The sequence below is a fragment of the Terrisporobacter vanillatitrophus genome, from assembly GCF_051148895.1.
GTDB classification, from domain to species: Bacteria; Bacillota; Clostridia; order Peptostreptococcales; family Peptostreptococcaceae; genus Terrisporobacter; species Terrisporobacter vanillatitrophus.
In genome coordinates this window covers 1,218,862-1,245,855 of the sequence record NZ_CP154625.1, presented here as the reverse complement: position 1 = coordinate 1,245,855, position 26,994 = coordinate 1,218,862, and the positions used below count along the sequence as shown (strand labels likewise).

30 protein-coding genes are annotated in these 26,994 nt (G+C 26.9%); 3 read left to right on the top strand and 27 right to left on the bottom strand.

What is annotated here, in order from left to right; all coding sequences use genetic code 11:
• Positions 1 to 216: 216 nt before the first annotated feature.
• The 5 genes from TVTCOM_RS06310 to TVTCOM_RS06290 form a co-directional block, all read right to left on the bottom strand.
• On the bottom strand, positions 217 to 1,053 hold the full coding sequence (locus TVTCOM_RS06310) for an aldo/keto reductase (protein WP_434799001.1): 837 nt from the start codon (positions 1,051 to 1,053) through the stop codon (positions 217 to 219).
• 13 nt (positions 1,054 to 1,066) lie between these two features.
• The gene (locus tag TVTCOM_RS06305) at positions 1,067 to 2,050 is read right to left on the bottom strand and encodes a lipoate--protein ligase (protein ID WP_434799000.1); all 984 of its coding nucleotides are present in this window, start codon (positions 2,048 to 2,050) and stop codon (positions 1,067 to 1,069) included.
• A 3-nt stretch (positions 2,051 to 2,053) separates the two neighbouring features.
• A complete protein-coding gene (lipA, locus tag TVTCOM_RS06300; protein ID WP_434798999.1) occupies positions 2,054 to 2,932 on the bottom strand; it encodes a lipoyl synthase in 879 nt (292 codons plus the stop codon).
• Between the two features lie 105 nt (positions 2,933 to 3,037).
• Positions 3,038 to 3,253, bottom strand: a complete 216-nt coding sequence (locus tag TVTCOM_RS06295) for a hypothetical protein (RefSeq protein WP_434798998.1) — start codon at positions 3,251 to 3,253, stop codon at positions 3,038 to 3,040.
• A gap of 89 nt (positions 3,254 to 3,342) precedes the next feature.
• A complete protein-coding gene (locus TVTCOM_RS06290; protein ID WP_434798997.1) occupies positions 3,343 to 4,164 on the bottom strand; it encodes a nitroreductase family protein in 822 nt (273 codons plus the stop codon).
• A 221-nt stretch (positions 4,165 to 4,385) separates the two neighbouring features.
• Between TVTCOM_RS06290 and TVTCOM_RS06285 the strand changes: the two genes are divergently transcribed.
• Positions 4,386 to 5,267, top strand: a complete 882-nt coding sequence (locus TVTCOM_RS06285; RefSeq protein WP_434798996.1) for a LysR family transcriptional regulator — start codon at positions 4,386 to 4,388, stop codon at positions 5,265 to 5,267.
• A 177-nt stretch (positions 5,268 to 5,444) separates the two neighbouring features.
• Here the strand turns inward: TVTCOM_RS06285 and TVTCOM_RS06280 are convergent, their stop codons facing one another.
• The 4 genes from TVTCOM_RS06280 to TVTCOM_RS06265 form a co-directional block, all read right to left on the bottom strand.
• Positions 5,445 to 6,224 carry a ZIP family metal transporter gene (locus TVTCOM_RS06280; protein WP_434798995.1) on the bottom strand — a complete coding sequence of 260 codons (780 nt, stop codon included), beginning with the start codon at positions 6,222 to 6,224 and terminating at the stop codon, positions 5,445 to 5,447.
• A 214-nt stretch (positions 6,225 to 6,438) separates the two neighbouring features.
• The gene (surE, locus tag TVTCOM_RS06275; RefSeq protein ID WP_434798994.1) at positions 6,439 to 7,197 is read right to left on the bottom strand and encodes a 5'/3'-nucleotidase SurE; all 759 of its coding nucleotides are present in this window, start codon (positions 7,195 to 7,197) and stop codon (positions 6,439 to 6,441) included.
• A 136-nt stretch (positions 7,198 to 7,333) separates the two neighbouring features.
• Complete coding sequence (locus TVTCOM_RS06270; RefSeq protein WP_434798993.1) at positions 7,334 to 8,143, bottom strand: DUF6241 domain-containing protein; 810 nt, start codon at positions 8,141 to 8,143, stop codon at positions 7,334 to 7,336.
• Positions 8,136 to 8,663, bottom strand: coding sequence for a sigma-70 family RNA polymerase sigma factor (locus tag TVTCOM_RS06265; protein WP_434798992.1), 528 nt, complete (start codon positions 8,661 to 8,663; stop codon positions 8,136 to 8,138). Before TVTCOM_RS06265 ends, TVTCOM_RS06270 begins: the two co-directional genes overlap by 8 nt.
• A gap of 260 nt (positions 8,664 to 8,923) precedes the next feature.
• Between TVTCOM_RS06265 and TVTCOM_RS06260 the strand changes: the two genes are divergently transcribed.
• Positions 8,924 to 9,553 (top strand): DUF3841 domain-containing protein, encoded by a 630-nt coding sequence (locus tag TVTCOM_RS06260; protein WP_434798991.1) that lies wholly within the window; start codon positions 8,924 to 8,926, stop codon positions 9,551 to 9,553.
• Between the two features lie 280 nt (positions 9,554 to 9,833).
• Positions 9,834 to 10,367, top strand: a complete 534-nt coding sequence (hpf, locus tag TVTCOM_RS06255) for a ribosome hibernation-promoting factor, HPF/YfiA family (RefSeq protein ID WP_434798990.1) — start codon at positions 9,834 to 9,836, stop codon at positions 10,365 to 10,367.
• 282 nt (positions 10,368 to 10,649) lie between these two features.
• On the opposite strand, the gene TVTCOM_RS06250 is transcribed toward hpf, so the two are convergent.
• From TVTCOM_RS06250 to TVTCOM_RS06165, 18 genes are all read right to left on the bottom strand, one after another.
• Positions 10,650 to 11,882, bottom strand: a complete 1,233-nt coding sequence (locus TVTCOM_RS06250; protein ID WP_434796184.1) for an IS256 family transposase — start codon at positions 11,880 to 11,882, stop codon at positions 10,650 to 10,652.
• Between the two features lie 257 nt (positions 11,883 to 12,139).
• Complete coding sequence (locus TVTCOM_RS06245; protein WP_434798989.1) at positions 12,140 to 12,994, bottom strand: thermonuclease family protein; 855 nt, start codon at positions 12,992 to 12,994, stop codon at positions 12,140 to 12,142.
• A 189-nt stretch (positions 12,995 to 13,183) separates the two neighbouring features.
• Positions 13,184 to 13,540 carry a CoA-binding protein gene (locus TVTCOM_RS06240; protein WP_434798988.1) on the bottom strand — a complete coding sequence of 119 codons (357 nt, stop codon included), beginning with the start codon at positions 13,538 to 13,540 and terminating at the stop codon, positions 13,184 to 13,186.
• Between the two features lie 154 nt (positions 13,541 to 13,694).
• Positions 13,695 to 14,378 (bottom strand): GTP pyrophosphokinase, encoded by a 684-nt coding sequence (locus tag TVTCOM_RS06235; protein WP_434798987.1) that lies wholly within the window; start codon positions 14,376 to 14,378, stop codon positions 13,695 to 13,697.
• A 335-nt stretch (positions 14,379 to 14,713) separates the two neighbouring features.
• Positions 14,714 to 15,898: a dicarboxylate/amino acid:cation symporter gene (locus TVTCOM_RS06230; RefSeq protein ID WP_434798986.1), complete on the bottom strand. Its 1,185-nt coding sequence runs from the start codon at positions 15,896 to 15,898 to the stop codon at positions 14,714 to 14,716.
• A 263-nt stretch (positions 15,899 to 16,161) separates the two neighbouring features.
• Positions 16,162 to 17,028 (bottom strand): nucleoside hydrolase, encoded by an 867-nt coding sequence (locus TVTCOM_RS06225; RefSeq protein WP_434798985.1) that lies wholly within the window; start codon positions 17,026 to 17,028, stop codon positions 16,162 to 16,164.
• A gap of 13 nt (positions 17,029 to 17,041) precedes the next feature.
• Positions 17,042 to 18,064 (bottom strand): ABC transporter ATP-binding protein, encoded by a 1,023-nt coding sequence (locus TVTCOM_RS06220; RefSeq protein ID WP_434798984.1) that lies wholly within the window; start codon positions 18,062 to 18,064, stop codon positions 17,042 to 17,044.
• A 16-nt stretch (positions 18,065 to 18,080) separates the two neighbouring features.
• Positions 18,081 to 18,890 carry an ABC transporter permease gene (locus TVTCOM_RS06215; RefSeq protein WP_434798983.1) on the bottom strand — a complete coding sequence of 270 codons (810 nt, stop codon included), beginning with the start codon at positions 18,888 to 18,890 and terminating at the stop codon, positions 18,081 to 18,083.
• An 8-nt stretch (positions 18,891 to 18,898) separates the two neighbouring features.
• Positions 18,899 to 19,765 carry an ABC transporter permease gene (locus TVTCOM_RS06210; protein ID WP_434798982.1) on the bottom strand — a complete coding sequence of 289 codons (867 nt, stop codon included), beginning with the start codon at positions 19,763 to 19,765 and terminating at the stop codon, positions 18,899 to 18,901.
• A complete protein-coding gene (locus TVTCOM_RS06205) occupies positions 19,765 to 20,988 on the bottom strand; it encodes an ABC transporter substrate-binding protein (protein WP_434798981.1) in 1,224 nt (407 codons plus the stop codon). Before TVTCOM_RS06205 ends, TVTCOM_RS06210 begins: the two co-directional genes overlap by 1 nt.
• A gap of 39 nt (positions 20,989 to 21,027) precedes the next feature.
• The gene (locus tag TVTCOM_RS06200; RefSeq protein ID WP_434798980.1) at positions 21,028 to 22,005 is read right to left on the bottom strand and encodes a heterodisulfide reductase-related iron-sulfur binding cluster; all 978 of its coding nucleotides are present in this window, start codon (positions 22,003 to 22,005) and stop codon (positions 21,028 to 21,030) included.
• Entirely contained in the window at positions 21,995 to 22,696 is a 702-nt protein-coding gene (locus tag TVTCOM_RS06195) for a TVP38/TMEM64 family protein (RefSeq protein ID WP_434798979.1), read from the bottom strand. Before TVTCOM_RS06195 ends, TVTCOM_RS06200 begins: the two co-directional genes overlap by 11 nt.
• 50 nt (positions 22,697 to 22,746) lie before the next feature.
• Positions 22,747 to 23,142 (bottom strand): hypothetical protein, encoded by a 396-nt coding sequence (locus TVTCOM_RS06190; RefSeq protein ID WP_434798978.1) that lies wholly within the window; start codon positions 23,140 to 23,142, stop codon positions 22,747 to 22,749.
• Between the two features lie 15 nt (positions 23,143 to 23,157).
• The gene (locus tag TVTCOM_RS06185) at positions 23,158 to 23,823 is read right to left on the bottom strand and encodes an ABC transporter ATP-binding protein (RefSeq protein WP_434798977.1); all 666 of its coding nucleotides are present in this window, start codon (positions 23,821 to 23,823) and stop codon (positions 23,158 to 23,160) included.
• Positions 23,823 to 25,037 carry an ABC transporter permease gene (locus TVTCOM_RS06180; protein ID WP_434798976.1) on the bottom strand — a complete coding sequence of 405 codons (1,215 nt, stop codon included), beginning with the start codon at positions 25,035 to 25,037 and terminating at the stop codon, positions 23,823 to 23,825. Before TVTCOM_RS06180 ends, TVTCOM_RS06185 begins: the two co-directional genes overlap by 1 nt.
• Positions 25,038 to 25,039: 2 nt before the next feature.
• Entirely contained in the window at positions 25,040 to 25,447 is a 408-nt protein-coding gene (locus tag TVTCOM_RS06175) for a DUF4418 family protein (protein ID WP_434798975.1), read from the bottom strand.
• 107 nt (positions 25,448 to 25,554) lie between these two features.
• The gene (locus TVTCOM_RS06170; RefSeq protein ID WP_434798974.1) at positions 25,555 to 26,202 is read right to left on the bottom strand and encodes a YdjY domain-containing protein; all 648 of its coding nucleotides are present in this window, start codon (positions 26,200 to 26,202) and stop codon (positions 25,555 to 25,557) included.
• A gap of 61 nt (positions 26,203 to 26,263) precedes the next feature.
• Complete coding sequence (locus TVTCOM_RS06165; RefSeq protein ID WP_434798973.1) at positions 26,264 to 26,974, bottom strand: TVP38/TMEM64 family protein; 711 nt, start codon at positions 26,972 to 26,974, stop codon at positions 26,264 to 26,266.
• Positions 26,975 to 26,994 lie beyond the last annotated feature (20 nt).

Genomic DNA, 26,994 nt, shown 5'->3' with positions numbered 1-26,994 from the left:
ACACATTTTCAATAAATTTTTTTCAATTATAAAGCGTCAAGAAAACGTTGTTAAACAAATATATAAGGATTCCTCTTTAAATTCAAAACCCAAAATCAAGTTCGTCCATAAATTGTTTTATAAATCAAAAAAATGACTGTGATTTCATAATCACAGCCATTAAACATATTTTCATACTATATACAAATCTATTTTGTGTTATATTTTATACAGAAACTACTCTACTTCAAGATAAGTTGTATTTTCTGGAACTCCTGTTACAGAAGCATCATATCCTTCATCTAATAAATCTATTTTTATCATATCTTCTTCACATATTTCAAAATCAAAAATATCTAAGTTTTCTTTTATTCTACTTTTATTTGATGATTTTGGTATAGGAATAATTCCTCTTTGTGTATGCCATCTTAACACTACTTGAGCTATGGATTTATTATATTTTTGAGATAAACTTATCATAAATTCATTATCAAATATTTTCCCTCTCATTATTGGACTCCAAGCAATTAGCTGAATTTCATTTTTATTACAGTACTCTAATAACTCATTTTTCTGATTAGCTGGATGCATTTCAACTTGATTTACCATTGGTTTTATTTTTGCATTTTTTATTAATTCTTCCAAGTGATTTTGTTTAAAATTACAAACACCTATGGCTTTTATTTTCCCACTTTCATAAAGCTCTTCAAAAGCCTTCCATGTTTCATTATTTAACTTATTTGGCCAATGAATAAGGTATAAATCAATATAATCTACTTGTAAATTTTCTAAGGATTTATTAAAAGCCTTTATTGTTTTTTCATATCCATGGTCCTCATTCCAAAGTTTAGTAACAAGAAATATATCTTCTCTATTTACTTTACTAGCTTTTATTCCATTACCTACACCTACTTCATTTCCATAAAATGATGCTGTATCAATTTGTCTATATCCAACTTCTAAAGCATATTTCACTATTTTTTCAGTTTCCTCGTCACTTCCTGATTTATAAGTTCCAAAACCTATTGAAGGTATTTTTATACCATTATTTAGTACTTTAAATTGTTCTGTCATTTTACTTTTCCTCCTAATCAATTATGCATTCAAGTAAATCTTCTTTTGTAATTTTATAAAAATATGTATCTATATTAAGCTCTTCTAAAAGTTTGCATATGTCATCTCTAACATATTTGCAATCAATAAAAGCATTTTCAACATTAGAAATATCACCACTTAGGAAAAAATCACCTTCTATAACACAATTTTTGATTATCCCCTTTTTAATATCAAGTTTAAAATCTACTCTTCCACCATCAAATCTTTTCCATCTATTAATATTAAATACTGGATTTTTACCATAATTCCAGTCCCATGATTCAAATTTTTCTTCCTTGATTTTATTTACAGTTTCAACATCTTCATCAGTAAGAGTGTAGACTTTGCTATCTTTTAACAAACTTTTTAACATAATATCTCTAAAGTTTTCACTAGTAATATTTTTATCCATTACTTCACTAATATTTATTACTCTTTCTCTAACAGATTTTATACCCTTTGCTATAATTTTATCTTCTGCCACAGTTATACTTTCAACCATTGCTTTAATATCTGTATTAAATAAGATAGATCCATGGTGCAACATAGTCTCATCTTTTCTATATTGTGCATTTCCAGAAAACTTTTTATTTCCTATTAACAAATCATTTCTGCTATTAAAATGTGCATCAATATTTTCTTGTCTAAGAGCGTTTACAATTGGCTCTGTAAACTTACCAAAAGAAATACCATTTTCTTTATGATTTTTTTCTATAAACGTAAATTGCCAAGCCCCCATATCAGTGTAAATAGTACCTCCACCAGAATTACGTCTTACTACGTTTATATTGTTTTCTTTTACATATTTTTCATTAATTTCACAGTATGTATTTTGATATCTTCCAATCATTACTGTAGGATTAGTTCTCCAAAATAAAAATATTTCATCATCGCCAAAACCCTTCTCAGTCATTAAATATTCTTCCAATGCAAAGTTAAAATATGGACTAGTTGAGTTACTATTTATATAAACCATATATTATCCCCTCTCTACTACTTTAGTTTCCAATGCCTCTGCAGCCTTATAAGAACTTCTAACTAATGGACTACTTGCTATAAATCTAAATCCTTTTTCCACTCCAATTTTTCTATATTCTTCGAATTTCTCAAGTGAAACATATTCTTCCACATCTACATGTTTTCTACTTGGTTGTAAATATTGACCTATGGTAAAAATATCACATCCTACTTGTAAAACATCATCCATAAGCTTATATATCTCTTCATCTTTTTCTCCAAGGCCTACCATAATCCCAGTTTTAGTAAGAATTTCTGGTGCCTTTTCCTTTACATATTTTAATACATATAAAGATCTTTCATAAAGAGCTTCTGGTCTAACTTTTTCATATAATCGCTCTATGGTTTCCATATTATGATTAATAACATCAGGCTTTGCATTTATTATTATATCTAAATTTTTATCTTCCCCTTTTAAATCCGGAATAAGGACTTCTATAGTCACACCCGGATTTAATTTTTTAACCTCTTCAATGGTTTTTGCAAAATGATTTGCTCCACCATCTTCTAAATCATCTCTAGTAACACTTGTTATAACCACATGCTTTAAGTTTAATTTTTTAGCTGACTCGGCAACATGCAAAGGCTCCAATGGATCTAAATGTGTAGGTTCACCATTGGTTACATTACAAAATTTACAATTCCTAGAACATTGATTCCCCATTATCATAAATGTTACTGTTCTTTTTTTATAACATTCACCCCTATTAGGACAATTTGCTTCTTTACACACTGTATGCAACGAATCGTCTTCCATCATTTTTCCTATACTACCTACTTCACTATCATACGTAACTTTAAACCAATCAGGCTTTCTAACCCTTTTTCTTTTATTATCCATCATAATTTCCCCTTTTACCATATTTTGTCTTATACTTTTTATTGTATAAATATAGATAAGAGCTGTAAATAAATTATTTACAGCTCTTATCTATATTTATAAATTTTATTCACTTTCTACAAGTCTCCAAATTCCCATCTTTGGACTTACAAATAAATCTTTTCTATATTTAAGTACTTTATCAACTTCATAACTAGAATTAACTAAATTTGAGTGTATAAGAACCTTTGCTATCTTTCCTATTCTCATTTCTTCTTTTTCTTTTAGCATTTCTACTATTTTTTCACTTATTATATCTATTTCTTCTTTAGTATATTTCATATTATTCTCCTTTATATCTTTACTTATATCTTATTATATAATATGAAACACAATATTTATACTAAATATAAAAGGATAAGATTAATATTTTATATCCAATTTATCTCTGCTTCTTTTCTTGGAGCTGTTCTTTTATATTTAACATTAGGATATCCTACAACCATGCATGCAGCAATCTTTTTATTATCTTTTATCTCTAGTAAATCTAATATTTCTTTATTATTTTCAGATGCTACTTTTAAAAATCCACTATAAAAAGTTCCAAGACCTAAAGCATCTACCATAAGATTCATATTTGAAGAAGCTATTGCTCCATTAAACTCATTATTAGCAGTCACAATTATTACTACTGGTGCATTAAAAAATAATTTATCATTTTTAATTGGATCTTCTTTGTATGCTTTATAAAAATTAGTCCATAAAGTAGCATATCTTTTTAAATATTCTGTTTCAGGAGTTAAATTATTAAGAATATATTCACCTTTTTTATTTAAACTTTCAAATGCTAATTCTTTTAATGCTTCTATTTTATTAGTAACAACAGTGTAAGAAACATCTTGACTATTAGTTGCTGTTTGTGTGAATCTACCTGCTTCTATTATTTTTTCTATTTTTTCTTTTTCAATTTCTTTATTTTTAAAGTTTCTCACACTTCTTCTAAATTTTATAAAATTTAATAGATTTTCAGATTCTACTTCAAAACTTTCCTTTTCATATTCAACAACATCATCCATATTATAATCATCCGTTGAAATTGCCATAGTTGGACAGACTGCTACACAATGACCACATTTCATACAAGCTTGATTTTTTATATTAGCTTTATTATTCTCTATAAAAATATCATTTACTGGACAGTCTTTTATACATTGAGTACATCCTATACATTTTTCTTTATCTACATTAAACATTTTCTAACCTCCAACATTTTTACTCTTTTTAATAAATTAATAATTTTATCATAAAACATATAAAAATAATTTATAATTAATTACTAATTTACCTAGATTTTTAATCAGCATATTGTTATTATATCACTATAATATTAAAAAGGTCTAATGGCTATTATTTATATAACTATAACTTTTAGTTATATATTAAAATTAATTTTTTATTTTTAAGGAGAACAATTATGAACCTACAACATTTAGAATATTTTATAACCATTGCAAAAACCAAAAACTTTACGACTGCTTCTAATTTATTGTCAGTAACACAACCTACACTTAGTAAGGCTATTTCTAAACTAGAAGAAGAATTAGATGTGCCGCTTTTCGAAAAAAATGGTAGAAATATAGAAATTACTAGATTTGGAGAAGTATTTTTAAATTATGCTAAACTAGCATTAAGCGATATAGAAAAAGGCATTGAAGAGTTAAAATATATGAAAAATGACAAGGAGAAAAATATCTCTCTTTCCTATACTGAATGTGTTGGAAGTAGCTTTATTCCTTTTATAATTAGTAGCTTTCTTGAAATACAATCAGATATTAAGTTTAAATTTAACAATACTTCTGTAAAAAAAATATTAAATAATCTTAGCACTAGAAAAACTGATTTGGGATTTTTTGATGATATTAGTTATATAAATAATTATCCTGAGCTTGAAGCTATATTAGTTAGTAAGCAAAAATATGTTTTAGTAACACCAAAATCACATCATCTTTCAAATAAAACTGAAGTTTCTCTATCAGAACTAAAAGATGAATTATTCGTAGTTTACGATAAAGGTTGTAGTAATAAAGGAATTTCTTATACTAAATTTATTGATTATACTCCAAAAGTATCTGTACAACCAAGTGAAGCAGGCATGTTAGTTGGATTAGTAGCTGCTGGTGCAGGAATCACTATAGTTCCAAATACACCCATGATAAATACAAATGAAATTTCAATATTAAATATAGAAGAAGATATTGGTTATAAATGTATTTATATGGGATGGAATAAAAATAATATAAGTTCAAAAGTTATAAATGAATTTAAAAATCATATTTTAAAAATATATAATATTTAAGCATATCTTTTTTGTACTATTTCCAAATTGTTGGACTAAACCTTCTAGTACAAATACATTATCTTTAAATTTGAACTTTTCACACATAATAAAAGATATCATTATAACAATATAATGATATCTTTTATATATAAGTATTATAAAACTCTTTGTCAACTAAAGTTTATAGCCCCTCTATTACCCTAAGGCTACATCTAAAATCATCATTATTACAAAACCTATCGAAAAACCAATAGTTCCTATATTAGAATGTTCTCCAGCAGATGCTTCTGGTATTAGTTCTTCTACAACTACATAAATCATGGCTCCAGCAGCAAAAGATAAAAGATATGGCATTAAAGGTTGAATAGTTGTTGAAAATAAAATAGTTAATACTGCACCAATAGGCTCTACTACACCAGATAAAAATCCATAAAAGAATGATTTTGATTTACTCACACCTTCACTTCTTAATGGCATGGAAATTATAGCTCCTTCTGGAAAATTTTGAATTGCTATTCCTATTGAAAGTACAAATGCTCCAGCCATAGTTATTGTGCTTTCTTGACTTATTACTCCTGCAAATATGGCCCCCACTGCCATTCCCTCTGGTATATTATGAAGAGCAACTGCTAATACGAGCATAGTTGTTTTTTTTATTTTTTCACTTTTTAATCCTTCTGGTTTATCATTATTATAATGCAAGTGAGGAATAATCATATCTAATATAAGCATAAATCCAATACCTACAAGAATTCCTATTGCAGCTGGTGCAAAAGCTAATTTCCCCATATTACTATTCATATTAATGGCGGGTATTATTAATGACCATACAGAAGCAGCAATCATTACACCTGAAGCAAAGCCAAGTAAACCTTTATTTACTAATGCATTAATTTCTTTTTTCATTATAAAAACGCAAGCAGCACCTAATGTAGTCCCCATAAGGGGTATTAAAACTCCAATCATTGTATTCATTATTCTATCTCACCCCATTATTTTATTATATTTGTGTATATTTTTTCATTTTTATAACCTCTATGTCATTTTATCTACAATTATAATTGATAATAATTATCAATTATAATTGTAGATTTATAAGCATTATTTGTCAATACATTACATCGATTTTTACTATTTCAAAATTTCATATTTAATATTTGTATAGCTTAATACTTTGCCAAGAGAAAAGCTATAAAATTTCTATCTCTTTTAAAATTTCAACTTTTTTCAAATTAGTCATTTCAATATTGACAGGTGTTATAGATATATAACCATTATTCACACAGGCAATATCACTATCTTCATCTTGATCTAATTCTCTAATATCTCCGCCTATCCAAAAATATTTTTGCCCAAAAGGACTTATTCTTTCTTCCATTACATTGTCGTATTTTCTTTCTCCCAACTTAGTTATCTTACTTCCTTTTACTTTTGTATTTGGTATATTTACATTTAATATACAATCATTAAGTAAATTCAATTTATCTTTAATATTTTCTACAAGCATCACTACATGTTTAGCTGCTTCTTTATAAACATCACTTTTAACTTTAAATTCATTATATGACACTGCAATTGATGGTTTATTTAAAATAAGTCCTTCTATTGCCGCTGATACAGTTCCCGAGTATACAACATCTGTCCCTAAATTTGGACCATTGTTTATTCCACTTAAAACTAAATCAAAATTTATATCTTTAAATATAGCTTCTATACCTACCTTTACACAATCTGCTGGCGTTCCTGATATGGAATAAGCTTTTATATTATCTGCTATATATGCTTCTTGCACCATTATTGGACTATGTATTGTTATTGAATGTCCTGTTGCACTTTTTTGACTTTCTGGTGCAACTACATACACCGTGGCAATTTTAGATATTTCTTTTGCCAATTCTATAATTCCATCTGCAAATATTCCATCGTCGTTAGTTATTAATATATTCATGAAAATTCCTCCTTTATCATATTATTTATTTTGCCACAAGAATTATTACTTATCAATTTTTTGTAAAAAATAGGACGAGATACATCCTCATCCTTATATATTACTTTTCAAAAATAAAAATTCCTATACTTTTATTTTATTTAAAATATTTTTCTTTAATTTTATTTATTTCTTTCTCATTGAGAGTTGATGCTATTCCAATTTGTCCATCTAGCATATGCCATACATAGTTATGAACTTCTACTGCATTATTAAAGTTTCCATTTTTCCATTTCGTAAGCTCTTTTTCTAAATATTCCCTAGCCTCTTTATTCTTTATATTGTCTATTGAATTTAATACTATTTCAATATTTTTAGGAGTTATCTTTATTACTCCAAATTTTTTACCATCGGCTGGATTAATAATTTGATTAGACATTTGGTGTATAAAATTGACTACTCCATACTCATCATAAACTGTATTTTTATTATTATCTTTATTACTGTCGTTACTTTCTTTCGTTTTATTTACCTTATATCTCGTTATTTTTATAAAATTAATTTTATTATCTTCTATTACAGCCTTTGGAATTATTGTGTCTAACTCTAAGGCAGCACTTATTTCATCTATTTTTAAAACATCATTTACTTTTTCCAAAACTGTCATCACTGGTTTTATACCATAAGCTAATGCTGGATTATATACTCCTACACATAATAAAATAACTATGCTAGCTGCTATTTTAACATATCTTTTCTTATTTTTCCTCTTAGCCATATCTACTTCTGCTTTATCTATAGCATCTTTTATTATACTTTCCTTATCAAAGTTGTATTTCATATTTTCTATTTTTTCTTTATCTATATAAAAATCATTCATTTCTTTATCAATTTCTTCCATTGTCATATTATCCATATTTTCATATATTTCATTACCCATATTAGTATTTTTTTTCTTTTTAGTCATTAATGTAATCCTCCTTTAACAGATTTTTCATGTCTTTTATTGCCTTTCTAATATGTGTCTTTATGGTATTTACTGGACGCTCCAAAATTTGAGATATATCTTCAATTTTCAAATCTTCTATATATCTAAGAATGATTACATCTTTGTACTTATCTTCTAACTCATCCAATGCATTATATAAATCAATTTTAATTTCTATTTGGTCATGATTATGTACTTTTTTTACATAATCATTTTCATCATGTTCCAATTCTATCATTCCATTTTTTCTCATATAATCATTTGATACATTTATAAGAATTTTACTTAACCAAGTTTTAAAATACTTTGGCTCTTTTAAACTTTTTATATTTCTATAAGCTTTATAAATTGTTTCCTGTACTATTTCTTTTGCATCTTCCTCATGTTTACATCTTAAATATGCCTCTTTATATAATCTATCAAAATACATATTTATCAAATCTTCAAAGGCTTCTCTACTACCTTTAATAGCTCTTTTCACTAAAAGTATATCTTCCATGATTACTCCTTTCATTTTTCTTTTCAACTGTTAGACATAAATTTGTAATAAAAGGTTTTAATTTTTTAAATCCAAAAGAGATTTTATTATTTCAACAACTGAAACCCTTTTAACATTATTGAATCGTACATATCTATATGATAAATGAAATTTTCAACTTAAAATCATATTGCAAAAAAATAATATAATAAATATCATTTATATATAAAGCATCAATAATTATTTTTTGAGCCTTATTAAAAATATTAGGAGGTATTTATATGAGTGAAAATACTATAAGACTATATACAAGACAAAATGAGAAAACCTTATATGAATTAAATCACAAAGGAAGAATAATTAACAATCGAATTTATGTTAAACTTCATTTGGGAAATATTGCAGATTTCTTTTTAGAAAGTTACGATTGGTACACAAGTGAAGCTTGTAAATTACTTCAAAAACCTGATGATGTTGAGTTACCTATTTGGTGTTCTATTAGTGAGAAAAATTGTTTGAAAGCTATTGAGGGAACTGTTGTGTACATATTAGACGTTCCAAAGGATGAAGTATTGTATTTTAACGACCAAAAATGGGATTACGTTCTTAATCGTTTGTACTTACCTAAAGATGAAAAAGATCGTATTGCATATGAAGATCACATAAATTCCTTAGAAATTTCTCCTAATAAATTAGGTTTAATTGATAGCTACGAGTTTATGATCGGAAAATTTAAAGGAATGTTTCCAGAAGAAGAAAAACGAATTAAAGAAAGTTGGAAAAGAACTTTTCAAGTAGGAGATTTAGATAATTTAGACATCTTTTCAGTTTGTGGCAATCTATGGGAAATCAAAAAAGAATGGGTAAAGCACATTGTTTATCCAGGTGATGATCTATTTAAATATATATGATTATAATAAAATATTAATATTTTATTTATATATCTCCTTGTTAAAAAAACACCCCGTATAATCTATATTTTACCAGAAAAATTTGTAAAAATATAGACTTTTCATGAAAACATTTTCATACTATTATAATAGTATAATATAAATCATTTTAAAAGTAGATAAATACTTACAATAATAAAGGTAGCTATCTACACTAAGGAAATCAACAATTCAACAAAATTTACTATTTCTATCTGTATGAAATTAGTAAAATAAACATTTAATATTGGAGGTACATATTATGAAAATTAATATCATCACAAAAAAAATTGAATTAACAAATTCTATTAAAGAAAAAATAGAAAATACTTTCTATAGTTTGGAAAAGTATTTAAGCAGTGATACAGATGTACATGTGAAATTAGATGTTACTAAAAGAAGTCAAAAGGTTGAAGTGACTATATTTACTAAAAATGGGACTATAATTAGAGCAGAAGATTCTAAAGATGATTTATATAATGCTATTGACGAAGTTTACGACAAGTTATATAAACAGATAAGAAAATTAAAAACTCAACTTCTAAATAAAAATAGATCTAATGATAGTATTAGATTCAATAACATAAATGAATATGATGATGTAAATATTGAAAGTGAAAATACAATAAAAAAAGTTAAAAAATTTAACCTTCATAAACCTATAACTACTGAAGATGCTATTATGCAAATGGATTTACTGGGACATAATTTCTTTGTATTCAGAAATTTAGATTCTGAAGATATAAACATTGTTTATAAAAGACATGATGGTTATGGTTTAATTGAACAAATCTAATTATATAGTTTAAAAATATAATTTTCTTTTTAATATTATTAAATAAAAAATAGTCTATTAAATTATTTCTGAAAATAGCTTTGTATAGTAATTTTAGTTAAGGTAGAGAATGTCTATAGATTTGTGTAAATAGACTTATTTATTAATTGATATTACTGGAAATTACTTATTCCAGTAATATTTTTTTATTTGATTGGAATACTAATAATGGTATTTTATACATTTTTATTATGTGTCTAATTTAGGACAATATACACTAAATTTACCATTTTCAAAAAAATTTTAGATTGTATATTTTTTAGGAATTCTATCTTCAAATCTAATTGTTAGCTGCGCTAAAGTGGTAGCCCAATTTTGATTTGGAGATGTCCATTTTTCTATGATTTTCATAGTAGAAAGATACAGAGATTTTCTTAGTGACTCATCTGTAGGAAATACAGTTCTAACCTTTGTATATTTTCTTAGCTGTCTATTAAAACCTTCTAGTGAGTTTGTAGTATATATGATTCTTCTAATATCTTCAGAAAAATCGAAAAACGTTGCTAAATTAGGCCAATTATTATACCAAGAATCTATTACAACTGAATACTTGTTATACCATTTATCTTTTAAAATATCTAAATTTGCAAGCGCAGTTTCTTCATTGAATGCTCTATACACATTCTTTAAATCTTTCATAAATTCCTTTTGATCTTTTGATGCTATATATTTTAATGAATTTCTAATTTGATGTACTATGCAAGTTTGTATATTCACATCTGGATATACAGTTTTTATTGCTTCTGGAAGGCCTTTTAAACCATCCATGCAAGCTATTAATATATCATTTAAACCTCTATTTTTTAAATCATTACATACTGATAGCCAGAACTTTGCCCCTTCAGATTCACCTATCCAAATACCTAATATATCTTTTTTTCCTTTCATATCTAAGGCCATACAAATGTATGCAGCTTTAGATACTATTTTATTATCATCTCTTACTTTAAAATGCATAGCATCCATATATACTATAGGATAAATTTCATCAAGTGTTCTACTTTGCCATTCGGCGGCAGCCTCAACAACCTTATCTGTTATCTTAGAAATCATTGAAGGTGATACATCTATACCATATAGCTCTTCCATTTCAGATTGAATATCTCTCACACTCATTCCACAAGCATAAAGACCTATTATCTTTTTATCTAATTCATTACATACTGTTTCATATTTCTTAACAACCTTCGGTTCAAATTCTGATTTTCTATCTCTTGGAACATCTAATCCAATATCACCAAAACTACTACTTATTGTCTTTGAACTATATCCATTTCGATAATTTGTATCATTATTATCAGATCTTTCATATTTCTCTCTACCTAGATGTTCTTCCATTTCAGCCTCTAAAAGTTGTTGCATTACATCCTTGAATAGTTTTTGCATCAATCCATTTTTTCCAACGATGTCTTCCATTGTCTTACATTTTTTCACCTCTGCTTGATAATCAATATCTGGAATAATTATATCTTTCATTTTACAAACCTCCATAAATTTTAATATGAATATTATTCCAAACTTACCAATTTTAAATACTAAAAAAGTGTAGGTAAGTTTGTTTTTACACAAACCTATCTACACTCCCTTAAGGTATGGATAAAATAAGCCATACCTTAACTTTTTATATGCTATTAATTCTTCATTTCTTTTTCTAATATTTTATACTTCATATGTTTAAAATCCATTATTTACATATAAAATCTAACAAGGATTATTAAATTTACTTCAACTTATTAATAACATAATCCACATGCTTCATATCCCTTTGATTTAGCTTGCGATTCAGTCATTTTAATAGCTCCCTTCATTCCATGTGCATGTTCAGAAGAATGATATTTATTTGAACTTGAATTACCTCCATTTGCATATACAGTTTCATTTAAATTACTTTGATTTGTATTATTACTAGAGCTACTATTATTTGATAGAGTTCCTCCATTATTATATGTATTTACATCAAAACCTTTATCTGTAACATATCCATCAACTGACCATATATTTAGCTTTCTTGCCTTAGCTTTATCTTGAGCTTTATATAAAGTCTCTAGGTGTCTTCTTTGAGAATAAATATAGCCAACTCTTGCAAGTCCTTCTTCTACAATTTTTTCATTAAACATTTTCCAACTTTTATCTTCTTTGTTGTAAAACCATAAATAAGATAAATGTCTATCATACTTATCAGTTTTATCCCCCTCATCATATTCAATATATACCTTATCTCCTACTTGAAGTAATTCTTTAGCAAAATTTGACGCATCTATTGAATATGGTTGTGGGCCTACACCAGGCTTTACAGACTCTGGCGTATCTATTAATAATAATCTTAATGTAACTATTCCTCCAGAATCCTTCAATTTTACCTTCAGTGTGTCGCCATCAACAACTCGTTCTATAAAAGCTTCAGATGAGCTCTTTGGTACTGAACCATTATTTGGAGTGCTGTAATTATCATTTTTATCTTGAGTGGTGTTAGAATCAGTTATTGTACTTAAAGTTGTTGTACTACTAGAACATCCTACAAAGAATAATGATAAAGATAGCGCCCCCGCTAATAATAATGATTTAAATTTATTTGTCTTAAATTCCATCTGTCTCTCCTTATCATTTCTACATTATTTTACATTTTTTTAATCAATAATATAAGTATAACTTTTTTATGACAAATACTGAATAAGTTTTTGTCATAAATTTTCTTCCAAACTACAAAAGAGCCTAAAATAAATTAGGCTCTTTACACTCTTTTTTATTAAATTCATTAAATCTTTTTAATGTTTATCTTATTTAGAATAAAGTCTAATTCCAACCAACAAACATCCATCTATATAATCATAATGATTTTCATCTAAAAATTTAGTAATTTCATCACTCCCAGCTCCTGGTTGTATAACAGCACATTTAAATTTCTTCTTATTTTCCTTTAATAATTTTAATCCTGCAGGAGGATTAATACATAAATCAATTATATCAATTTCTTCATCAATATCATTGATAGACTTTAATTCTTTTCCAACAGAATATACTTTATAATTACTATTTATCAACTCCTGCTTTATCTTATAAGCATATTTTTCTTCATTTAATGTATCTCCCAACACTACAAAAGTATTATATTGCATTATTTCTTTTAAATCCATAATCGTCCTCCTAAGTTTTATTTAATCTATTATAATTAGTATTATTCATTTCAGTTTATATATAAATAATAATTGAAAATATAATTATACTTTTTTAAAGAAAAAGCCATATGGATATAAAGCCATATGGATATAAATCCATATGACTTAATTTCTAACTATTTTTTAATATTCTATTTCTTATTAGCTCCATACGATTATCAAGATCAGCGCTAATCTCAGCACATTCTACTAAATTTTTAGCCAGTATATCTGCTTCTTCTTGAGGTATATCCTTTTTATAACGTAACTTATGTTCCAAGCTTGCCCAGAAATCCATGGCTATAGTTCTTAACTGAACCTCTACCTTCATGTTTTTCTTTTCATTTTCTAAGAAAATTGGCACCTCTATAATTAAATGCAAACTTCTATATCCACTCTCTTTTGGATTTTTTATATAATCTTTAACTTCTACTAAAGTTATATCATCTTGTTGTAATAAGCATTCTGCAAGTAAATATATATCTTCTGGAAAAGAACAAATTACTCTTATACCTGCAATATCGTTTATATTTTCCTCTATTGATTCAAGAGAAAATGGGTATCCTTTACGCTTTAATTTTTTAACTATTCCCTCTGGCGACTTTAGTCTAGATTTTATTGTTTCTATTGGATTTCTATCATATTGAAGGGAAAATTGTTCGTTTAAAACTTTAAATTTTGTTTCCACTTCCATAATCGCACAACGATAATAAGACATAAGCTGATTAAGAGGCATCATGTTACGTTGAAATAAATCTATAATATTATCATCAATTAATCCCTTTATAAAATGGTCTCTTATTTGCTCTTTTATCATTCACAGGTTCTCCTTTTATTACAAAATTACTTTATCATGCTACTAAGCTTTATTATATTGTATAATTTTTAATTTTACATTAATAAACTCATTTACCTTTCATACGTAATTATAATATCACAAATACCTAATATATTACATAAGTAAGTTAATTAATAATATTCCTATTTAAGTATTGCATTTATACTGAAAAATGGAATTCATCTGAAATACAGATAAATTTTATTTCTCTTATTAATCAAAAAAATATCTCAAAATTAAAAATAATTTCAAGATATCTTCTCATTAATTTGTACTTAGCCATAATTCAGCTTATATATTTAAATATAAAAATTTTATTTTTTATTCATTTTATTGTTTATATGATCAACTATTGCTGCTATTGCATTATCTCCAGATACGTTTGCAGCTGTTCCGAAACTATCTTGAGTTAAATATAATGCAATCATTAAACTTGCAAGACCACCATCAGATGGTATTCCTATCATTGGTAAAAATGGTAATGCACTCATTATAGCTCCACCTGGTGCTCCTGGTGCTGCAACCATAGCTATACCTAACATTAATATAAATGGCAACATTACTCCAAATCCAAAATCCATATTATTCATCATTAATACTCCTACTGCAAATGATGTAACTGATATTATTGATCCTGATAAGTGAATTGTTGCACATAATGGCACACAGAATTCTCTGATTTCTTTACTTATCCCATTATTTTTTGCACATTCAACGTTAACTGGTATAGTAGCTGCAGATGATTGTGTTCCTATTGCTGTTAAATAGGCTGGTATTTGATTTTTCAACATTTTAAATGGATTTTTTCCAGATATTGCTCCTGCCACTGTAAATTGTATTACTAAGTATATTAAATGCATTGGTATTACTATAAGGAATACTTTCCAAAATATTCCTAATATTGACCAAACTTGTCCTGCATAAGTTATATTTGCAAAAGTTCCTGCAATATATATTGGTAATAGTGGTATTATCACTGTTGATAAAGTTTTTGTTATAATCTCTTGAAACTCTTGGAATACTTTATGTAAAGTTTCACCTCTTCCATTATTTCTAAGTGCTGATATACCAAGACCCACTGTAAATGCAAAAACTATTGCTGCTGTCACATCCACCATTGGTAATAATGGTATGGTGAAAAATGGAGATAACATACCTGCTTCTGGATTACCTATTTGCGATGCTACCCTTGAATCAATAAATGCTGGAAATATTGTTGATGCTACTAAAAAGGCTGCTGTACCTGCTATTATTGTAGATCCATACGCTATTCCTGTTGTTATCCCTAGTAATTTTCCTGCACCTGTTGCCAAATCAGCTATACCTGCTGTTACAAATCCTATTATTATAAATGGTATTACAAATTTTAAAAATGCTGAAAATAAAGTACTTGCAGTAACTAATACTCTAACTAAAGCTCCTGGAGCATAACTACCTAATAAAATACCTACAATAATACCTAAAATAAGTTTAGGAACTAATCCTATTTTTTTCTTCATAACTATATTGTCCTCCTTAGATGTTATTTATTGTGTCGTGTTTAATTATAATAACTTTTTCTTTTTCATTTTCACCCTATAATAATCTGATTTCATTTATTAGTCTAAACTACTCTAAGTAAAATTATTAGTAAAATTTTAACTTTAAATTTAAATTTTTATATAAAGTTATACTTCTAATAGATATATTAAATTGAACTTAATTTTTCTATATTTCTTAATAAAAAATAGCTGTTACAAAACATAATCAGCTATTTTTGGGGTTACATATTTACCATTTTCCAAGTATCATAAATATTTTTATTATATTGTTCTTCATTATCTATTATAGGAAGATTTATTATGGTTTTTCCACTGTCGTCGCATCTTAAAAAACCTCTTTTTAAATCGTCCACACTTAACTTCATTTTATATATATCATTTTTGAAAAATTCTGGTCTCATCAAATATACAGCAGCAGTAACATCCCAATTATACGTACCATTTATTCCAAATGTTTCAAAATTATAATCAAACCAATAATCCACACTATTTTTTATATAAGGTACTATAGGATTTGAATAATCACTTAATTCTCTTTCATAGTCTTCTCTAGTAACAAGAACTTTTAGACAGTTGTTACCTGTAATTACAGAAACATTTTTACCCTTTGTTAAAACTGTATACGTTGCTATTGGATCACAAGAAAAATTTAACTCATCCATTTGTCTTTTAGCAAATATTAGTGGCTCAGTTATTCCTCCCATTAAGACTATTTCTTTAACTTTTTCAAAGAAAGTATTATCTTTTAGATAAGCTCCATAAAGATTAGTCAAAGATCCTGTTGCTAGTATAGACAATTGACCTGCATATTCATTTGCCATTTTCACTAAATAATCACTTGCTTTATTATCTAAATCTTTTGGATTCTTTCCACCTTCAAGAATAGGTAAATTATCAACTTTTAATTCTTTTATCATCTTTAAAGTATTTGGATAAACTACTTCCATCTTATTATTTCCGTAAGTAGTAGTTACTCCTAATAAATTTACATCTTTATTTCCCAGTAAATATATTAATGTAAGTCCATCATCCACATCACAATCTGGTACTCCATAAGTATTGTCACAGTCAAATATTATATTTTTCATAATTAATCCTCTTTTATTCAAATTTGAAGAAAGAAACTTCCTCTTCTCTTATTTTTATTCCCACTTTATTATTTATTTTTATATAATTATTACTTAAGATTTTAGCACTAGATTTCACTAATATTTTTTTATTATTATTACTTAAAATAACATCTATGAAATCTCCTATATATGTAATTTCGCTAATTTCATAACTTTCTTTCTTTTCATCTATTTCTATACTTGACGGTCTAACCATAATTTCATACTTACCATCTTTTTTATCACAATTAAATTGAAAGTCATCACATTTAAAAATATTACTTTCAACCTTTCCTACAAAATAATTGTTTTTACCAAAATAATCAGCCACTTTCTTAGAAATTGGTTCAGTGTAAATATTATAAGGTTTATCATACTGAATTATATCACCGTGCATCATAAGACCTATTCTATCCGAAAGTTGTAATGCCTCATTTTTATCATGAGTAACTAATATCATGGTCATATTATTTTCTCTTTGAAGTTTTTTTACAAGTTGTCCCATTTCAAGTCGTAGTTTTTCATCTAAACCAGAAAATGGCTCATCAAGAAGCAATATGTTTGGATTTGCAGCAAGTGCTCTAGCAAGGGCCACCCTTTGCATCTGTCCTCCTGATAATTCTTTTATTTTTCTATTTTCAAATCCTTCTAACTGAACATCTTTAAGTAATTTGCTAACAACTTCTTTTTGCTTTTGTTTATTTACTTTATTTAAATTCATAGCAAAGGCAATATTTTTTTCCACTGATAAATGAGGAAATAATCTTAAATCTTGAAAAACTATTACTGTTCCTCTTTTTTCAGGAGATATATTTTGAATTTCATTTCCAAATAAAATAATTTTTCCTTCTTGTAAGTCATTTAATCCTGCTATGGTTTTTAGCAACGTACTTTTCCCACAGCCAGAAGGTCCTAAAAGAGAAATAAATTCTCCACTATTTATATTTAAATTTATATTATGAAGAATTTCATTTTCCCCTATATTTACTTTTAAATTTTCTAATTTTAAACTCATTTATTTCACCTATCTTCTACACACCATAAAAGCTTCTGCTTATAGTTTTATTAATTTTAGAAACTGCCACTTGGAAAATGCTAAATATTATTATTGTTATACCTAAAAATACTAAAGAGTATGTGGATGCCATATTTCTATCTCCTCCTGATAGGTATGGAAACATTACAATAGCAAAGGTTTTAACTTTGCCTCCACCTATTAGCAATGTTAAAAAATACTGACTGAAAGATATTATATATGACATACTAAGTGATGATAAAATTACTGGAGACAAAATAGGCAAAGTTATTTTAGTAAAAGCTTGAAATTGTGTAGCTCCAAGAACTTGAGCTTGCTCTTCAAGTTTGTTACCTATGGCCATAGTTCCATCCATTAAGAGTCTTGTTGCATAAGGTAGAGAATAAATTAAGTGAACAATAATTACTCCTAAAATACTATTACTCAATCCCCACTTTATAAACTTTACATGTATTCCCATAGCAAACACTGTTGATGGTATTAAAAATGGCAATAAAGTTAAAAAATAAATTTGTTTTTTAAATTTGAAATTATAAAAAACAAAGGCTCTAGCAGTCATAAGACCAATTATAACTGACAATATGGCAACTACAAAAGAAAGTAATATACTCGATGTAAACAGTTGAATCATTTCGCTTTTTCGGCAAAAAATCTCATTTATTGCTCTTAAAGAACAAGTCTGTGGTAGTAAATCAGGCCAAGCCCATCTTTCTGCAAATGACCATATTATCAAATTTATTATAGGCAAAATTATACATATGCTCATAAAAATCAATACAATCTTATTAATTTTATTATCTTTCACCTTATCACCTACTTTTCTTTCATTGATGGTATATTATTTTTTATTAGATTGTAATAAATAATTGCAGCTATTAAAGAAATCATAATTATTATTCCATTTAATGCCATAGAATATGGTCTATTCTGTAAATTTGGATGTATATATTGAATATAAGAAAGGACAGGCAAAGCTTTAGGTAATGTAGGTCCTAGCAATTGTGGTATTTCATAAGCTCCCAATGAAAATACAAATATGATTAAAAACCCACTTAATATAGTATTTTTACATAAAGGTAGCGTTACTTTTTTAAATGTTTTATACTTACTAGCTCCCAAATTTATAGCAGCTTCTCCCAAACTATCATTAATATTTGACATAATAGATAATACAAAATAAATTATAAAAGGTATCTCCTTCCATAAATAAGCTAACATTATTCCTATTCCGTATTTATCATAAATTAAATTAACACACTCATCTTGCATAGAAATAAATCCAATGTATGATAAAAATCTAGCCATAAGTCCACTCTTCGAAAAAATATTTAGTATAAAAATAGCCACAACTATATGTGGAACTACAATAGGTATCTCAATTAATTTTTCATAAAACCATTTTGTTTTTTTGTTCATTACTATTATTACACAAATTAATGTGCCAAACACAACAGAAAACATTGATGATGCAAAAGCTATATATAAACTAAACATAATTGAAGACTTCATCTGTGGTAACGAAAGTACTTCTAAGTAGTATTTTAATGTGGGCTTCTCTAAACCAAAAGTAGGAATCACCCCAAAACTTTGGGTGATTCCATTAATAAGCCCTATTACAAATATTATTAGAAGTAATATTTGTGGTATTAATAATATATAAGGCGTATATTTCTTTTTCATTATTTTCCAACAACCTCTTCTAACCATATTTCTTCAATTATTGTAACTAAACCAGCTGGCATTTCAGGAAGTCTTTTTGATAATAATTCATCTTGAGGTATTGTACCTTTTCCTATATCAACTTTATCAAATTCTGCTTTTTCTTCCTTACTTAACTTATTATTATCAACTACAGGTATAGTTTTTAACTTTTCAAGTCTTGATGCTTGTATTTCTGCACTTATCATTTCATTTATAGCTATCATTGCTCCAGCTTTATTTCCACTATTTTTAGCTATGGCCATATAATTTGTATTACCTATAGTTCCTTTATCAAATAAGAAAGTTTTTGTAGTATCAGTGTAACTTCCATTTTCTATTCCTTTAGCAACTGCATAAGCTGTATAAGTCATATTCATTACTACTTCATTATCTTTAAACATATTATCTAATTGAGTTGAATCTGCTGGGAAAGATTTACCTTCATTCCATAAATATTTGTTTAATTCAACTAGGTAATCAAGAGCTGGTTGTATTGCTTTTTTAACAGTTTCTTTATCCTCTTTCATATCTTGGAATTGTTCATATCCACATATATCATATATTACATTACGAACAAAAGCACTTCCTGTAAAATCAGGTAGAGCTGGATATGTAACCTTACCTTTGTTTGATTTAGCAAACTCTAATAATTCTTCTGTACTACTTGGTACATTTTTTGTAACTGCACTATCATGCATAAATACTAACTGTGCTTTTCCATAAGGTGCTTCGTATCCTTCAGTTGGGAATCCAAAATCATTTTTATTTTCATCTGCATCTAAATCAAGGTATTTTTCTGCATTTGGAAGTTTCTCTAAAAATGATCCATAAAGCATGTTATTTTCTTTAGCCGACTTAAAGTTTTCACCATTTATCCATATCATGTCTATACTTCCATCTTCTTTACCAGCTTGCATTTCACCCGATAACTGACTAAGTACTTGATCTATATCCATTGGAACTCTTTCCATTGCTATATCGTATTTTTCTTTCATTTTGGGCGCGAAAACATTATCTAACCAAGCATTTAACTCTTCGTCTCCACCCCATCCATAAAATGTAACTGTACTACCTTTAGCTTCTTCTAATATTTCTTCCCATTTCATATTATCTACATTTGTAGCAGTATTATTGCTTTTTCCACAAGCAACCATTGATAACATTATAATTGCACTCATTAAAATTGATATAATTTTTTTCATATCTTCACTCCTTTATCTTATAATTAAATAGTCTATTTTTTATTTTCTAAATTTAAACATAGCTCTATTAAACAAAGATTTCATACCTAAAGGTACTTCTTCTTCTACATTTAACACTAGTGGAAGTATATGATAAGAATTTGAAAATCCTTTTCGTCTAAAGTTTCCAACACAAGATGCACAATAAGTAAACAGTTTTTCTTCTCCTGCTGAAGATACTGATTTTGCAAATTTTGTTGATATTTCATTTTCTTTAGAGCTGGCACATCCTCCCAAACCACAACACTGGGTATCTTTAAATGAATTTTTAATTTCTCCTTCTAAAAAAGGTTTTATTGTATTAAAAAATAATTTTTCTTCTCTATCTGGACATGGATAGTAAATAGGAATAGTTTCAATCTTTATACTTTGTCCTAAATTAAGTTCTTTTAATTTTTCATAAATAGTTATTATCTTTATATCTAACTTCTCGTTTAAAAAATAATAACAATTTGGACACACTACTATAATTTCTTCAATATTCTCTTCATTTATTTTATTTCTTAAAGATTGTAAATTTTTATTTGCATCATATTCTAAACCTAACTCTTCTATTGGCTTTTGACAACAGTCAAAAATAACACCAATATCATACTTTTTAAGTTCATTCATTAAGAATTTTCCTGTTTTAGGGAAAAATGATACAAAATTACATCCTGGAAATAACACTGATTTTTTATTTGAATTTTTGTAGTTAGCAAAAATATAAGGATTTTTTTCTTTTAAAAGCATATTATAATCCTTATCTATTATAGAATCACTATTATTTTTAACATTTTCTTTTCTCATACTTAAAGCCATTTCTTTTCCATCAATATCCTTAGGACAAACAGCTTTACACTTTCCACAAAGAAAACAATGATAAGCCAAATCTTCTCTTTTTGAAAAGCCTTCCAGATCCATATTATATTTTTTTAAAAAATCACAATTTTTAGTACATAATTTACAATGAATACAGTTTTGTGCTTTATTTTTCATTATTTATTACCTCTTTACTGCTTCCCAAATATTTTCTTTGAATAAATATTCCTATAAACGTTACAATTATAGCTAAAACTCCTGCTATTATAAAGTAACTACATTTATTATCACATGCTGTAAATCCAGCAGAACCTATGGTAAATAAAGATACTCCTGGAAACATAAAAATAAATGTATAAATCGTATATTTCCAAAATCCTATATCTGTTATTCCATAAGCAAAATTTTGCAAGTTATAGGGAAATATAGGAACCATTCTAGTAATCATTAAAATTATTAAGTCACTTTTATCATTATCAGAAAATAGAAGTTTTTTCAACATTTCATTTTTTTCAAGCATGGGCTTTATCATATCTTTCAAGAAAAATCTACCTACTAAAAATGCCATGGCCGCGCCTAGGGTTGTAGCTATTAAGCAAGCAAATATGCCTATAACTGGTCCAAATAAAATTCCTGCAAAAACTGCAAAAGTTACTCCTGGAATTGCAAGTACAACACATCCTATAATAGTAAAAATTATATAAATACTTATGGCAAGTAATATATTATCCTTTACCATTTGTTTTATAAAATCTAAATTTTTAGTATCACTTATATAATCTGACCATCCATAATGATTATTTAATAAAACTATAACTACAATTATAGTTATAAATAAACTTGCTTTTATAATATTGTTTTTATTCATACTTTTCTCCAATCATAAATTATTTCTTAAAGGAATAATTATCTAGAAAATTAGTTATTATATTCTTTTCTATCTGAAAGTAATATTAATAACAAACCTAAAATTAAAATAATCGACAATATCATATTTATTTTAGAAAATGGTACTCTAGTCATATTAATACCTTCTCTAATAATCGATGCTGGTACAACTTGTAGCCTTTTAAATCCATATATAAAATTACCATAAATAAAACAAATAGCAATATTTATTATAGTAAATTTAAAATTCAATTGTAAATCCTTTTTTCTTAAGTAAGCCGTAAGTATTACAGTTAATACTCCAAAAGCAATAAATAAAATATATCCTACATTAACTCTCATTTCAAGCCATTCACTTTTAAAGCATGTTATTGCAAATACTAATGCCCATAGAAAAGTATTATACATAATTTTTAAATATTTCATATAACCACCCTACTTTTATTTTTCTTTTAAAACGCCGTTTTCCATGCAATAAGTTTTGTTTGTATAGTCTAAAAACTCTAAATCATGTGTGCTTATTAATACAGCTTTATTTTCTTTACTAATACTTTTAAGCAATCCCATTACAATATGAGAGTTTTCTAAATCTAAATTACTAGTTGGTTCATCTGCTATTATTATGTCTGGATCATTTATTAAAGCTCTAATAATGGATACCCTTCGAAGTTCTCCACCAGATAAGCTACTAGGGTATTCATTTTCCATACCATCTAATCCCACTTTTTTTAATAAATTTAATGCCCTATCATGAACATCTTCATTTTTATCTGATAAATAATATGGCATACATAGATTGTCTATTATTGTAAAATTAGATAACAAGTTTTGACCTTGTGTGATATATCCTATCTTCTCATTCCTAAGTACTGATAATTGATCTTCACTCATAGAAGTTATATTATTACTGTCTATTAATATCTCTCCATGACTTGGCTTACATAATCCCGTTAACAAATGAAACAAGGTGCTTTTTCCAGATCCTGATCTACCAATAATACCAATAAAATCACCTCTAGAAACAGATAAGTTTACGTTGTCAACTGCTTTAAAAATTTCATTTCTTCGCCTATATTCTTTTACTAATTTTTTTCCTTCTAAAATCATTATTCATTCTCCCTTATAAGTATATCAGTATCTTCTCTGCTAATTTTATATACACTTATAATTGATGCTATTAATCCTGTAAATATGGAAATAGCTAAACACATAATTCCTATTCTCAATGTTTCTATGTTAAATGTATTTAAATAAGGTATATCCATACTCATACTTATTAAATTTTTAAACAATGTAATTAGCGTTAATGAGCATAAAACTCCAATTATAGATCCTATAGTTGTAATGATTAATCCCTCTAACATAATCATTAAAGAAATTTGTTTTTTCTTAGCTCCAATAGTATATAATATACCTATTTCTTTTTTTCTTTCATTTATAGTAATTATGAAAATACATATTATTGCCATGGCTGTAACTATAAACAATAAAACTGAAAAAACTGTGCTATATACACTAAATTGTTTAACTTTATTAATAATTCCACTAAATAAAGAATTTGATGTGTATGCAGTAATGTTTTCCTCATCAAATGTTGTATTTATATCAAATGCTAATCTTTCATTTGAGTATTCATCATTTACATCTAATAATACCATTGATATGGTGTTTTCCATATTATTTAGTTTTAAATTATCATTTGCAGTTTTAGAGTTTTTCAATTCATATGCAGTCTCATAACTCATAAAGACTGTGTTATCATTGCCAGTTCCTGTTTTATCTAGTTTGTCAACTACATTAAATTTAGTATTGTAAAAAGTAATAATATCACCTGGTTTTGATGCTACATTATGTCCTACAACAACTTCTCCTTTTTTCAAATTGATATTTCCTTCTTTTAACCAAGGTTTAATAACAAAATCTGTATCTGGATCAAATGCAATTAGTTGAACTGGTGCATCGCAACAAGTTGCTTCCATTGTTTGAATATAAAATTGTGTTGACATTTTATCTATATTTTTAATACTACTTAACTTATCTGTCCATTCTCTATCAAAATACATAGTACTTGGTTCACCCATAAATAGTGATTGCTCAAGCTCTTTTGAATATTCATTTGGAATAACAATAACATCTGCACCCATTCTTTGTGTAACATTTTCTATTCCATTTCTCATTGAACTCATTAAAAATGTACTTGTGAATAAAGAAAAGGATTGTATTATAACAAATAGAACTAAAAATAAACTTCTTACTTTTTTATGTTTTAAATTATTTAAAGATATTGACACAATTTTTTTCTTCTTGCTTCTATTTTTCATAATTATTTATTTCCTTCGATTTTTTTTCTTAAATATATAATATTTATTATAGAAACAATAATTAAAACTCCACAGATCAAATATATTGAAGGAAATTCTACTGTTAAACATGGCATAGTGTCTTTTTTACATCCACCTATTAAAAATTTTGGTATAGCTATAGAATACATACCTATAAAAATACTCATTAAAGATATTCCAAGATTTATTCCTTTTGATTTTATCAACATATAACAAATCCCTACTATAATAAGTAAAATTCCTATACCTAGAATTGCTTGAGTTGACCACCAACATTTCATAGGACGATCCGGTTTAAATCCACATCCAACAAAAATATATTTTGGTCCAAGGAACATTAAAAGCCCCGTTATTATATAAAATATTGACATTCCTACTCTATTTTTCATTTTTTATCTCCTCATTTGTTCTATGTCTTTAAATAAGAATATCTCAAAGTGAAACTATAACACCTTGAGATATAATAATATTATTATTTTTGCTATGGTTTATAAAATTACTCAGCTATACGGAAAGTTACCCAAACCTTAGTTCCGTCTTCTGGTAATACACTTTCATCACCAAACCATTGAACTTCCTTATTTTGTGATGTTCCTGTAGCATAAGCCGCATCACTAGTTATACCAGTTGCACAACTGTCTAAACAAAGTACACACCCAGTATTATTAGTTTTAGCACTTCCTAAATTTCCACCAAAACGTAAATCCATTTTTCTTTCATCACTTGATTTTATTATATCTTCAAATGGTATTTCTTTGTCTTGCCCTTCCCAAGTAACAACTGCTTCTAATTTTTCTCCCTCTACAGCTGTTCCTTCAGCTGAAGATGAAGCCTTCATATCTTGAGCAGTTAAATTATCACCTGGTTTAGCACCTATATCTAATAAAGCTTGATGGAATTCTTTTTCATCAGCTAATCCACGAAGTACTGATTTTTCTCCATTTGATCCGTCTTTAAATACTACTCCATGACGAGTTGATTCTGTGAAATATTTTCCATTTACTTCCGCTAACATTTTCACTTCATTATTTTCTACTATTAATGTTTTTTCATCTGAAGTTCCCTCTTTAGATTTTGAACAAGCTGTCATAGCAAACATTAATGTACCAACAGCTAATAAAGATATCATTTTTTTCATTTTCATATTTTATATCCCCCATAGTTTTATTTTTATTTATTAAATAGACAGTACTATTTAAAATTCTTTAATTATCTTTTTTTAATTTCCTTTGTCTATCACTATATACTTGTTTCATTAAGAAAATTAATATTGTTAGAGCAAATAATATTAATAATCCTGTTACTAATAACCTAGCACCACCAGTTAACATCCCTCCAACATAAGAGTAAACTATTGTTGCAGGTAATTGACCTAATCCAGTAGCAATAAAGAATCCCCAGAATCCCATACCAGTTAATCCTGCTGCATAGCTTACAATATCAAATGACATAAATGGTAAAAGTCTAGCAATTAATATACTTTGTTTTCCATATTTAGTAAAAAAAGTATCTACTTGTTCTATTCCTCTTTTGCTAGTTAATTTTATAGCCACATCACGACCTAATATTCTAGCAATAAAGAAACAAACTGCAGCTCCTACCATTGCACTTGACCATGATAATATAGCCCCTTGCCACCAACCAAATAAGTTAGCGTTTGCAAAAGTAATAAGAAAAGCTGGAAGAGGCGCAGCTATAGATTGAAATATCATTAACATAAATGATACTAATGCTGCATAAGGACCATAAGATTCAACAAAGTCTCCTACTTTTGTAAAATCTCCTGATTTAAACATAAAAGCAATATTATCAATTGTTGTTTTTATAGATGGAACTAAAAAATAACTTAGTATACTTATAAATAATAGAATTATAATTGCTATTTTTCCATAAACATTACTTTTTTTATTTTCCATAATTCGACCTCCTTGTATAA